Here is a 12,288-nt window from a genome sequence, read left to right on the forward strand (position 1 = left end):
GACTATATGCGCAAGCGCCGCAGCAGGCCTTCGCCGCGCGCGCCGGGGACCTGTGCGCCCCGACGTCCAGCGCGCGAAGGCGCAACCGAATTGTCGGGCGGCGTTTGTCAGAGGACTCATCTCCATGCCGTCGATCGACAGCCTCAAAACCCGCCAGGACCTCGCGGTCGGGCGCAAGAAATACGCCTATTACAGCCTTCCCGCCGCCGAGGAAGCCGGTCTAGCCGGGATTTCCCGCCTGCCGCGCTCGATGAAGGTGCTGCTGGAGAACCTGCTGCGCAACGAAGATGGCGTCTCCGTCACCGAGGACGACCTGAAGGCCGTCGCCGCCTGGATCGAGAACAAGGGCGCCGTCGAGCACGAGATCGCCTTCCGTCCGGCCCGCGTGCTGATGCAGGACTTCACAGGGGTTCCGGCCGTCGTCGACCTGGCCGCCATGCGCGACGCGATGGACAAACTCGGCGCCGACGCCAAGAAGATCAACCCGCTGGTCCCGGTCGATCTGGTCATCGACCACTCGGTCATGGTCGACCACTTCGGCGACTCCAAGGCTTTCGGCCAGAACGTCGAGCGCGAGTATGAGCGCAACATCGAGCGCTACAACTTCCTGCGCTGGGGCTCGTCGGCCTTCAACAACTTCCGCGTCGTGCCGCCCGGCACCGGCATCTGCCACCAGGTCAACCTTGAGCACCTGGCCCAGACCGTCTGGACCGCCGAGGAAGGCCGCAAGACCGTCGCCTATCCCGACACCGTGGTCGGCACCGACAGCCACACCACCATGATCAACGGACTGGCCGTCCTGGGCTGGGGCGTCGGCGGCATCGAGGCCGAGGCCGCCATGCTGGGCCAGCCGATCCCGATGCTGATCCCCGAAGTCGTCGGCTTCAAGCTGACCGGCAAGCTGCCGGAAGGCGCGACGGCCACCGACCTGGTGCTGACCGTCACCCAGATGCTGCGCAAGAAGGGCGTGGTCGGCAAGTTCGTGGAATTCTTCGGTCCCGCCATCGCCGGCATGACCATCGAAGACCAGGCCACCATCGCCAACATGGCCCCGGAGTACGGCGCCACCTGCGGCTTCTTCCCCGTGTCGCAGGCCACCATCGACTATCTGACGGCCACCGGCCGCGAGAAGGCGCGCGTCGCCCTGGTCGAAGCCTACGCCAAGGCTCAAGGGTTGTGGATCGACGAGACCTCGGAAGACCCGATCTTCACCGACGTGCTGGAGCTGGACATCTCGACGGTCGTGCCGTCGCTGGCCGGTCCCAAGCGTCCGCAGGACCGCGTCGAGCTGACCACCGCCGCCCCGGCCTTCGAGACCGCCCTGGGCGAGGTCTTCTCGCGCCCGACCGACGCCAGCCGCGTCGCCGTCGAGGGTGAAAAGTTCGACCTGGGCGACGGCGACGTCGTCATCGCCGCCATCACCTCCTGCACCAACACCTCCAACCCGTCGGTGCTGATCGCCGCCGGTCTGGTGGCGCGCAAGGCCCACGCCCTGGGCCTGAAGGCCAAGCCGTGGGTCAAGACCTCGCTGGCCCCCGGTTCGCAGGTCGTCACCGACTATCTGACCGACGCCGGTCTGCAGAAGGATCTGGACGCCCTGGGCTTCAACCTGGTCGGCTACGGCTGCACCACCTGCATCGGCAACTCGGGCCCGCTGGACCCGGCCGTGTCCAAGGCGATCAACGACAACGCCCTGGTCGCCACCTCGGTGCTGTCGGGCAACCGCAACTTCGAAGGCCGCGTGAACCCGGACGTTCAGGCCAACTACCTGGCCTCGCCGCCGCTGGTCGTGGCCTACGCCATCGCCGGCTCGATGCGCATCGACATCACCAAGGAGCCGATCGGTCAGGACAAGAAGGGCAATGACGTCTTCCTGAAGGACGTGTGGCCGACCGCGCAGGAAGTCGCCGACATCCAGCGCAAGTCCGTCACGCCCAAGATGTTCGCCAAGCGCTACGCCGACGTCTTCAAGGGCGACGAGCACTGGCAGGCCATCCAGGTCACCGGCGGCCAGACCTATGAGTGGCAGGACACCTCAACCTACGTCCAGAACCCGCCCTACTTCGAAGGTCTGACCATGGAGCCCGCTCCGGTCACGGACATCGTCGAGGCGCGCATCCTGGGCATCTTCGGCGACTCCATCACCACCGACCACATCTCTCCGGCCGGTTCGATCAAGAAGGCCTCGCCCGCCGGTCAGTACCTGACCAACCACGGCGTCGACGCCCTGGACTTCAACAGCTACGGCGCCCGCCGCGGCAACCACGAAGTCATGATGCGCGGCACCTTCGCCAACATCCGCATCCGTAACCGCATCACCCCCGACATCGAGGGCGGCGTCACCAAGCACTTCCCCTCGGAAGACACGATGTCGATCTACGACGCGGCCATGCGCTATCAGTCGGAAGGTCGTCCGCTGGTCGTCTTCGCCGGCAAGGAATACGGCACCGGCTCGTCGCGCGACTGGGCGGCCAAGGGCACCCGCCTGCTGGGCGTCCGCGCCGTCATCGCCGAAAGCTATGAGCGCATCCACCGCTCGAACCTGGTCGGCATGGGCGTCGTCCCGCTGCAGTTCAAGGAAGACGGCTGGCAGAAGCTGGGCCTGACGGGCGAAGAGATCGTCACCATCCGCGGCCTGACCGATGCCAACGTCGGCAAGCTGAAGCCGCGTCAGGACCTGTGGGTCGAGCTGTTCCGCCCGTCGGACGGCAAGATGGCCCGCTTCCCGGTGCGCTGCCGCATCGATAACCAGACCGAGCTGGACTACTTCAAGGCCGGCGGCGTCATGCCCTACGTCCTGCGCAACCTGGCGCGCGGCGAAGAGAAGTAAGGTCTCAAGCAGCGCGTAAGCGCGTTAGACCACTAAAAATGAAGGCCGGCGGATCGCTCCGCCGGCCTTTTTCTTTGCCTCCGCACCCTACCTGCCCGGCGAGGGAGAAGCAGCGCAGAGAAAGGCTTGGCGGCCCAAGGGGCCGCGGCGCCTCAATCCAGCTTGAGCGCCTCGGCCAGCAGACGCGCCTCGGCTGCGCGGCTGGAGCCTGCGCGCCAGGCGACCACGATCTCGCGGCGCGGAGCGTCTTCGGAGATCGGGCGCACCACCACGCCCGGACTGTCGGCCAGCCCCGCCTTCACCGCCATCTGCGGCAGGAAGCTGACGCCCAGTCCCGAGGACACCATCTGCACCAGCGTGTGCAGGGAGGTGGCGGCGAAGACGTCCTCGCCGCGTGGAGCCTCGATATTAACCGCCGCCAGGGCCTGATCGCGCAGGCAGTGTCCGTCTTCCAGCAGGATCAGGTCGTCGGCCTTCAGCATCCCCTCAGGGATCGGGCCCAGACCGTCCAGCGGGTGGCCAACCGGGGCCGCGGCCAGAATCTCGTCGTCGGCGATATGGGCGTGGTCGATCCCCGGCGCGTCGTAAGGCAGGGCGATGACGGCGGCGTCCAGTTGGCCCGCCTTCAGCCCGGCGATCAGGCGCGGCGTCAGGTCTTCGCGGATGAACAGGCGCAGGCCCGGATACAGGGCCTTCAGCCCCGGCAGGGTGCGCGGCAGCAGGAAGGGCGCCACTGTCGGGATGATCCCCAGCCGGAAACGGCCCGACAGGGGCTTGCCGGCGTTCTGGGCGGCCTCGACCAGATCCTCGGTGCGGGCCAGCACGTCCTCGGCCCGGCGCACGGCCTCGGCGCCGACGGCGGTCAGGATCACGGCCCCGCGCGTACGCTCGACCACGGGGGCGCCCAGCACGCGCTCCAGCTCCTGCACCCCCGAAGACAGGGCGGGCTGGCTGACGTGGGCGGCCTCGGCCGCGCGACTGAACGAACCGTGCTCGGCCAGGAGTTTCAGATACTGTAGCTGACGCAGCGTAGGCAGGACGGACATGGGCGCCGTTGGAAAGCGGGAAGACAGCCCTATATATAGAACACTTTTATGAACTCGCCAAAAACAATCGATTGGCTTTATATCAAAGCGTCGAGCCTAATCCTGTCGAACGCTACGGAGGAGAGCCCATGACCACGGATCCCAAGTCCCCTGCCCTGACCCCGACTCAGGCCCCGACCCTCACCACGACGGCCGGTGCCCCGATCGCCGACAACCAGAACAGCCTGACGGCGGGCCCGCGCGGCCCTGTCCTGATGCAGGACTATCAGCTGATCGAAAAACTGGCGCACCAGAACCGCGAGCGCATTCCCGAGCGCGCCGTTCACGCCAAGGGCTGGGGCGCCTTCGGGACCCTGACCATCACCGGCGACATCTCGAAATACACCCGCGCCAGGGCGCTGCGGCCGGGCGCCGTAACGCCGATGCTGGCCCGCTTCTCGACCGTGGCGGGCGAGGCCGGGGCCGCCGACCATGAACGCGACGTGCGCGGCTTCTCGCTGAAATTCTATACCGAGGAAGGCAATTGGGACCTGGTCGGCAACAACACCCCGGTCTTCTTCGTGCGCGACCCGCTGAAGTTCCCTGACTTCATCCACACACAGAAACGCCACCCGCGCACCAATCTGCGCAGCCCCACGGCCATGTGGGACTTCTGGTCGCAGAGCCCGGAGAGTCTGCACCAGGTCACCACCCTGTTCTCGGATCGCGGTCTGCCGATCACGCCGATGCACATGAACGGCTATGGCTCGCACACCTATTCCCTGTGGAACGAGGCGGGCGAACGGTTCTGGGTGAAATTCCACTTCAAGACCCAGCAGGGCCACGCCCACTACACCAACGCCCAGGCCGAGACCGTCGTGGGCCAGAGCCGCGAAGGCTATCAGGAGGCCCTGTTCGGCACGATCGAGAACGGCCGATTCCCGCGCTGGACCGTCCAGGTCCAGATCATGCCCGAGCTGGACGCCGAGAAGACGCCCTACAACCCCTTCGACCTGACCAAGGTCTGGCCGCACGGCGACTATCCGCCGATCGAGATCGGGGTGATGGAGCTGAACCGCAACGCCGACAACTATTTCAACGAGATCGAACAGGCCGCCTTCAGCCCGTCCAACATCGTGCCCGGCATCGGCTTCTCGCCCGACAAGATGCTGCAGGCGCGGGTCTTCTCCTACGCCGACGCCCATCGCCACCGTCTGGGCACCCACTATGAAAGCCTGCCGGTGAACCGGCCGCGCAGTCCGGTGCACACCTACCACAAGGACGGGGCCATGCATTTCATGCCCAATAACCCCAACCCGGACGCCTATTACGAGCCCAACTCCTTCTCGGGCCCCAAGGAGGCGCCGCAGTACCGGGAGCCGCCGCTGCGCATCTCGGGCGACGCCGACCGCTGGGATCACCGCGAGGGCAACGACGACTACAGCCAGCCGCGCGCCCTGTTCGAACTGTTCGACGCCGATCAAAAGGCCCGGCTGTTCGCCAACCTGGCCGCCGCCATGCAGGGCGTGCCGGACTTCATCCTGGAGCGTCAGTTCGCCCACTTCGATCGCGTCCACCCGGACTATGGCGCGGGCGTCCGCGCTGCGGTCGAAAAGGATCGCCGTCAGGCGGGCGAAGAACCCTCCGCCCTGCCCATGCACCTGAAGGTCGCCGCTCGTCTGCAGGGGGCCGACTGAGCCCCCGCGGGCTTCGACCACTGACATAAATCAAATCTATTCAACTTAGCAAAATGATCGATTTGACTTTACGTCTGGCAGAGCCCATCTGAGACCTACGGCGGGTCGCTCACCCCGATCCGCCGACCCCTTTCTTGAACCAAGCCTTTTAGGAGAAGCGCGATGCTCGGCGTCGGTCAAAAACTGCCTGATTTCAAAATTATCGGTGTGAAGCCGGGCTTCAACAGCCACGAAGAAAACGGCGCCTCGGCCTTCGAGCCGATCACCCAGGACAGCTTCGAGGGCAAGTGGAAGGTCATCTTCTTCTACCCGAAGGACTTCACCTTCGTCTGCCCGACGGAAATCGCCGCCTTCGCCAAGCTGGGCAAGGACTTCGAGGACCGCGACACCGTGGTTCTGGGCGGTTCGACCGACAATGAGTTCACCAAGCTGGCCTGGCGCCGCGACCATGCCGACCTGAACAAGCTGCCGATCTGGCAGTTCGCCGACAACGGCGGCAAGCTGGCTCGCGCCCTGGGCGTGCTGGACGAAGAAGAAGGCGTGGCCCTGCGCGCGACCTTCGTCGTCGACCCGCACAACATCGTCCAGCACGTCTACGTCACCAACCTGAACGTCGGCCGTTCGCCGGAAGACACCCTGCGTGTCGTCGACGCCCTGCAGACCGACGAACTGTGCGCCTGCAACCGTCCGGTCGGCGGCGACACCCTGGCCGCCTAAAGACTGGCCCAAAGGTCGAAAACGACCAGGCCCGGACCGCGTGAGTAGGGTCCGGGCCGCCCCTCGACAGAGGCGGCGGCGGGCGACTGTCGCCGCCTTTGTTAGTTTTTGGGCGCTATCGTCCTTCGGACTGCTTGAGCGCATTTGGAGCGCTATCGTCCGGACTGCTTGAGCGCCCTTCACGCCATTGCGGCTCAAGCAGCAAGCGACCGCGTCGCGCGCGATAGCCGCTTCCTGAAAGGAACCAAAAATGTCCATCGACGCCCTTCGCGATCTGATCCCGGCCTATGGCAAGGACATCTCGCTGAACCTGTCCTCGCTCGCCAATGAGACGGTGTTGAACGACCAGCAGAAGTGGGGCTGCTTCCTGGCCTCGGCTCACGCCATCGGCGTCGGCCCCGTGGTCAAGCTGATCGAGGCCCAGGCCGAGACGGTCCTGTCGCCCGAAGCGATGAACGCCGCCAAGGCCGCCGCCGCCATCATGGGCATGAACAACATCTACTACCGCTCGCTGCACCTGATGAAGAATCAGGAATACACCACCCTGCCGGCCAAGCTGCGGATGAACGTCATCGGCAATCCCGGCGTCGACAAGCTGGACTTCGAGCTATGGTCCACCGCCGTGTCGGCCATCAACGGCTGCGGCGCCTGCATGGACGCCCACGAAGGCGAACTGCGCAAGCACGCCGTGCCGAACGTCCAGATTCAGGCCGCCCTGCGCATCGGCGCCGTGGTCCACGCCGCCAGCCGGATCGTCGCCTCGGAGACGGCCCTGCGCGCCTGATCGCCAGTCCCCACCCCGATAAGGAAAAGGCGCGGATCGCTTCCCGCGCCTTTTTTCTTGTCCGCCTCCCGCGAAACGCTCAGTCGGCCTCGGAGCCCTCTTCGACCAGCTCGCGCATCAGATCCACCACCAGCTTCTGCTGACGCGACGACAGGCGCGGCGCCAGACGCCCGATCTCGATCGTCTGACGCGTAGCGGGAAAGTCATGCACGAAGGGCTCGGCCTCGCCCTCGGCCATGCCCGGCTGGGCCGAGGCGGTCAGCCCTTCGAAGAAATAACCGATGTCCACGCGGAAGAAGCGGGCGATGTCCCACAGCTTGGACGCCGAGATGCGGTTGGCGCCCTTTTCATACTTCTGCACCTGCTGGAAGGTGACGCCCAGCGCCTGGCCCAGATCGGTCTGATTATAGCCCAGGGCGATGCGCTTCTCGCACACGCGCCGCCCGACATGCCGGTCCACCAGATGAGGACCTTCCGTCCCCGAACCCCTGATCATCTCCAGCCCCTTCCCGGTTGCACTGGTATCCACATGCCGCGCGCCCCCTCCCCTGTCATGCGTTTTCGCGTCACAGGGGCGCCGTCGGGATCGCGCATCTTATCATGCTTAACGATCCGCTCCCGTATTTCCGGCGCGGCGACGGCCCGCCGTCAGCATGATCACCATCAGGATCGCAAACCCCAGATCGCCCCAGCGACCATAGAGGGTGGGCGGCGCGGGCTGCGGCAGACGCACGTCGATGATCCCCGCCTGACCAGGATCCAGCCGCCTGCCCTCGACGATCCGCCCCCACGGATCGATCATGGCCGACACGCCCGTCGGCGTCGCCCGCGCCACCGGCAGGCCTGTCTCCAGCGCCCGATAGGAGGCCAGGTTCAGGTGCTGGCGCGGACCCGAAGTCTTACCGAACCAGGCGTCGTTGGAGACGTTGACGATCCACGCCGGGCGCGTCGCCGCCGTCGCCGGGGTGAAGCCGGGATAGAGGGCCTCGTAACAGATCAACGGCTGCACGCTCGGCGCGTTGGCCAGGCTGATCGGCGCGGGCGCCGGCCCGGCGCTGAAGTCGGCCGGCACATGCACCAGGCTGCGCACGCCGATCCGACCCATCAGGTCGCCCAGCGGCAGGTATTCGCCGAACGGCACCAGTCGGTGCTTGTCGTAGATCGGGCCGATGCGCAGGCTCGCCGCCCCTTCGTCATGCAGGGCGAACAGGCTGTTGTAATAGCGGGCGCCGGTTTCAGCGCTCGGGTCCGGCTCGCCCCGGCTCAGCCCCGCCAGCAGGGTCTGGCCCGTCTGAAGCGCCGCCGCCACCGCCTGGGCATCGGGCGAAGAGAATAGGTCGTTGGCCGTGGTCGGCAGGGCGCCCTCGGGCCAGATCACCACGTCCGGCAGAGCCTCGCCGGGGCGCGACGTCAGTTCCAGATAACGCCCCAGAATGGCCTGATAGGCCTCCGGGCTCCACTTATAGTCCTGCGGAATATCGGCCTGAACCAGCCGCACCAGGGTCGGCGTCTCGACCGCCTGCGCCGAGGACAGGCGCACGGCCCCGAAGGCGAACAGACCGCCCAGCGTCAGCACGCCCAGCCCCGCCGCGATCAGTCGCGGACGACGCGGACCGGCCTCGGCCAAGGGCGCAAAAGCGCTGACCGCCGCCACTGTGATCAGACCCAGCCCATAAACCCCGGCGACCGAGGCGAACTGCGACATGGCCGACCCAGCCGCCCAGCCCGCGCCCGCCGGGTTCCACGGAAAGCCGGTCAGCACATGACCGCGCGTCCACTCCAGTAGGGCGAACAGGGCGGCGAACAGCAGGACGCGCCGCGCCCCGGCCGGACGGAGCCAGCGATAGGCCAGCGTCGCCAGCCCCCAGAACAACCCCATGCCCGCCGGCAGCAGACTGGCCGCAAACGGCGCCATCCACGCCTGAGCCGGATTGACCAGAAAGGCCTCGGCTACCCACCAGCAGCCGATGAAGAAATAGGCGAAACCCGCCAGCCAGCCGACCCAGAAGCCGCCCTTCATCCCGCTGGCCCGATCCGCCAGCAGCAACAGCAGCGGATAACCCAGCAGCCCCGGCAGGAAACCGAACGGCGGATGGACCAGGGCGGCGCCCGCCCCGGCCAGAAGCGCCAGACCGATCCGGCCCCAGCGGTTGTTCAGCAGGCCCGAGAACCGGGCGGCCAGCGCCCCGCTCACGCGGTGCCCTCATGCTCGGCCGCGCCATTCTCCGCAGCATAGGGGTCGGCGACGCCCAGTTCGGCCAGAATCTCGCGTTCCTCGGCCTCCATCTCCTCGGCCTCGGCGTCGTCCTCGTGGTCGCGGCCCAGCAGATGCAGCACGCCGTGGACGACCAGATGGCTCAGATGATCCGACAGGGATTTGCCCTGCGCCGTCGCCTCCGCCGCGCAATAGGCGTAGCCCAGCACCACGTCGCCCAGATGCGGAAAGGCGCTCTCGGCGGCCGGAAAGGACAGCACGTTCGTCGGCCGGTCCTTGTCGCGGAAACGCGCGTTCAGATCCTGCACCGCCGCGTCGTCGGCCAGCAGCACCACGACATCGCCCTCGACCGTTCCGAGGGCCGCCGCTGCGGCGCTTTCCACGATCGCCGCCGCCTCGGGCAAAGCCTGCGTCCAGCCCTCGCTGTCGATCTCGACCTCGATCATCAGGCGTCGTCCTCAAGGTCGGGGAAGGGACGGCTGCGTGCGGCGTCGCTGTCATAGGCGCGCACGATGCGCTCGACCATGGCGTGGCGGACCACGTCCTCGGACTTGAACTGCTGGACGCCCACGCCCTCCACGTCCTTCAGGATGCGCAGGGCGTGGGCCAGGCCGGAATCGCGCGGGTTCAGCAGGTCGACCTGCGACGGGTCGCCCGTCACCACCATGCGCGCGCCCTCGCCCAGACGGGTCAGCACCATCTTCATCTGCATGCGCGAGGTGTTCTGCGCCTCATCGACGATGATGAAGGCGTGGCTGAGAGTCCGGCCGCGCATGAAGGCGATGGGGGCGGCCTCGATCTCGCCCTTCTCACGGCGGCGGCGCACGTCGTCGACGCCCAGGATATCGTTCAGCGACTCCCAGATCGGCGCCAGATAGGGATCGACCTTCTCGTTCAGGTCGCCAGGCAGGAAGCCCAGCTTCTCGCCCGCCTCGACCGCCGGGCGGGTGATGACCAGCCGATCCACCTGCCCCCGCTTGAGCAGGGAGGCGCCGTAGGCCGCCGCCAGAAAGGTCTTGCCCGTGCCCGCCGGGCCGACCCCGAAGGTCAGTTCGCACCGGCCCAGCATCTCAAGATAACGCGCCTGAGACGCTGTCTTGGGCGCGATGGCGCCGCGCCGCCCCACCGGCAGGGCGGCGCCTTCCGGCACGCTGCGCCCGACACTGCGGCTGGCCGGTTCGGCGCGCGGCTGGGTGACGGCGGCGCCGAGCGCGGTGCGCACGTCCGCCTCGGTGATCTCGGCCCCCGCTTCGGCCCGGTTGGACAGGGCCTCGATCACCCGGCGCGCCTGCGCCCGGTCCCGCGTAGAGCCGTTGATCGACACCCCGCCGCCCGGCGTCTCGACCAGAACCTTGAAGGCGTCCTCGATCAGGGCCAGGTGGCGGCTCTGCGGCCCGATGACGGCGCGCAACGCCGCATCGCTGAGGGACAGGAACTCGGACTCTCGCGCCATGAGGTCTCCTTGTTGGGTCCCCTATCGCCTCGCACGCGTTGCGAGGCTGCTTGAGGGGAATGGTGAGCATCCCTAACGCCGCTCGCGCCGCATGCGTTGAGAGATATCCGTCAGTTCGTCTGGATCAGGCGGCCGGTCAGGCTGTTCTGCTGGCCGCTGATGATCTCGACCGGAACGCTCCGGCCGATCAGGTGATCCGCATCCTCGACGTGGACCGATTGCAGATAGGGCGAGCGGCCGATGGCCTGGGCGCCGTGACGGCCCTTCTTCTCGAACAGCACCGGCAGGACGCGCCCGGCCAGCGACTGGTTGAAGGCCACCTGCTGCTCGGTCAGCAGGGCCTGAAGGGCGTGCAGACGCGTTTTGGCGACGTCGTCGGGCACCTGGACCGCCATCGTCGCGGCGGGGGTGCCGGGGCGCGGCGAATACATGAAGGAGAAGGCGCTGGCGTAGTTCACCCGCCGCACCAGATCCATGGTGTCCTCGAAGTCGCGGTCTGTCTCGCCGGGGAAGCCGGCGATGAAGTCGCCCGACAGCGCCATGTCCGGCCGGGCCTCGCGAATGCGGTCGATCAGGTCGAAGTACTTCTGACGCCCGTGCTTGCGGTTCATCAGACGCAGGATGCGATCCGAGCCCGACTGCACCGGCAGGTGCAGATAGGGCATCAGGGCGTCCAGATCGCCATGCGCCGCGATCAGATCGTCCGACATGTCGTTAGGATGGCTGGTGGTATAGCGGATGCGCTCGATGCCGGGGATGTCGGCCAGGGCGTAGGCCAGCTTCGCCAGCGTAAAGGGCTTCCCGTCCGGCCCCTCGCCGTCATAGGCGTTGACGTTCTGGCCCAGCAGGGTGACTTCGCGCACGCCCCGGTCGGCCAGGGCGCGGGCCTCGTCCAGCACCGCCGCGACCGGCCGCGACCATTCGGCGCCGCGCGTATAGGGCACCACGCAGAAGGTGCAGAACTTGTCGCAGCCCTCCTGCACCGTCAGGAAGGCCGTCACCCCCTCGGTTCCGCGCGTCGCCGGAAGGGCGTCGAACTTCTCATTAGGGGCGAAGTCGGCGCCGATGCGCTCGCCGCGCGCCCGCGCCGTGCGGGTCAGCAGCTCCGGCAACTGGTGATAGGCCTGCGGCCCGACGACCAGATCGACCGCCGGCTGGCGCTTCATGATCTCCTCGCCCTCGGCCTGGGCGACGCAGCCGGCCACGGCGATGGTCATGCCGCCCTGCCCCGCCGCCGCCTTCTCATCCTTCATCTGTCGCAGCTTGCCGAGTTCGGAATAGACCTTCTCGGCCGCCTTCTCGCGGATGTGGCAGGTGTTCAGGATGACGAAGTCGGCGCCTTCCGGCGTGTCTGTCGGCGCATAGCCCAGCGGCCGCAGGACATCGGCCATGCGTTCAGAGTCATAGACGTTCATCTGGCACCCGTAGGTCTTGATGAACAGGCGCTTGGGCGCGGCCCCGCCTTCCGGCGCGCCGCCATCCTCCAGGACGGGCGTTTCGAGCGTATCGGTCATGCTCGGCTTATGATCGCCGAAACCGGCGACGGCAAGCGGGGACCCCGGTCAGG

10 protein-coding genes are annotated in these 12,288 nt (G+C 67.3%); 4 read left to right on the forward strand and 6 right to left on the reverse strand.

Features of this window, described 5'->3' with window-relative positions; all coding sequences use genetic code 11:
* Positions 1-124 precede the first annotated feature (124 nt).
* Positions 125-2,830 carry an aconitate hydratase AcnA gene (gene acnA / locus RSD66_RS00735; protein WP_415288644.1) on the forward strand — a complete coding sequence of 902 codons (2,706 nt, stop codon included), beginning with the start codon at positions 125-127 and terminating at the stop codon, positions 2,828-2,830.
* 152 nt (positions 2,831-2,982) lie between these two features.
* Here acnA and RSD66_RS00740 read toward each other — a convergent pair whose 3' ends face one another.
* A complete protein-coding gene (locus RSD66_RS00740) occupies positions 2,983-3,876 on the reverse strand; it encodes a hydrogen peroxide-inducible genes activator (RefSeq protein WP_415288645.1) in 894 nt (297 codons plus the stop codon).
* A 128-nt stretch (positions 3,877-4,004) separates the two neighbouring features.
* On the opposite strand from RSD66_RS00740, the gene RSD66_RS00745 reads away from it, so the two are divergent.
* The 3 genes from RSD66_RS00745 (at position 4,005) to RSD66_RS00755 (ending at position 7,053) form a co-directional block, all read left to right on the forward strand.
* Complete coding sequence (locus RSD66_RS00745; RefSeq protein ID WP_415288646.1) at positions 4,005-5,552, forward strand: catalase; 1,548 nt, start codon at positions 4,005-4,007, stop codon at positions 5,550-5,552.
* Positions 5,553-5,714: 162 nt separating this feature from the next.
* Positions 5,715-6,269, forward strand: coding sequence for a peroxiredoxin (locus tag RSD66_RS00750; protein WP_024354400.1), 555 nt, complete (start codon positions 5,715-5,717; stop codon positions 6,267-6,269).
* 250 nt (positions 6,270-6,519) lie between these two features.
* Entirely contained in the window at positions 6,520-7,053 is a 534-nt protein-coding gene (locus RSD66_RS00755) for a carboxymuconolactone decarboxylase family protein (protein WP_024354399.1), read from the forward strand.
* A 79-nt stretch (positions 7,054-7,132) separates the two neighbouring features.
* Here the strand turns inward: RSD66_RS00755 and RSD66_RS00760 are convergent, their stop codons facing one another.
* The 5 genes from RSD66_RS00760 to miaB all read right to left on the reverse strand — a co-directional run bounded on the left by RSD66_RS00760 (position 7,133) and on the right by miaB (position 12,235).
* A complete protein-coding gene (locus RSD66_RS00760; protein WP_024354398.1) occupies positions 7,133-7,549 on the reverse strand; it encodes a helix-turn-helix domain-containing protein in 417 nt (138 codons plus the stop codon).
* Positions 7,550-7,657: 108 nt separating this feature from the next.
* On the reverse strand, positions 7,658-9,247 hold the full coding sequence (gene lnt / locus RSD66_RS00765; RefSeq protein ID WP_415288647.1) for an apolipoprotein N-acyltransferase: 1,590 nt from the start codon (positions 9,245-9,247) through the stop codon (positions 7,658-7,660).
* Entirely contained in the window at positions 9,244-9,714 is a 471-nt protein-coding gene (gene ybeY / locus RSD66_RS00770) for an rRNA maturation RNase YbeY (RefSeq protein ID WP_415288648.1), read from the reverse strand. Before ybeY ends, lnt begins: the two co-directional genes overlap by 4 nt.
* Positions 9,714-10,721 carry a PhoH family protein gene (locus RSD66_RS00775; RefSeq protein ID WP_024354395.1) on the reverse strand — a complete coding sequence of 336 codons (1,008 nt, stop codon included), beginning with the start codon at positions 10,719-10,721 and terminating at the stop codon, positions 9,714-9,716. The genes ybeY and RSD66_RS00775 overlap by 1 nt, the downstream gene beginning before the upstream one ends.
* A gap of 110 nt (positions 10,722-10,831) precedes the next feature.
* Positions 10,832-12,235 (reverse strand): tRNA (N6-isopentenyl adenosine(37)-C2)-methylthiotransferase MiaB, encoded by a 1,404-nt coding sequence (gene miaB, locus RSD66_RS00780; RefSeq protein ID WP_415288649.1) that lies wholly within the window; start codon positions 12,233-12,235, stop codon positions 10,832-10,834.
* Positions 12,236-12,288: the final 53 nt, after the last annotated feature.

Origin of the sequence: Brevundimonas sp. S1H14, from assembly GCF_047716865.1 — a bacterium.
Taxonomy (GTDB): domain Bacteria; phylum Pseudomonadota; class Alphaproteobacteria; order Caulobacterales; family Caulobacteraceae; genus Brevundimonas; species Brevundimonas naejangsanensis.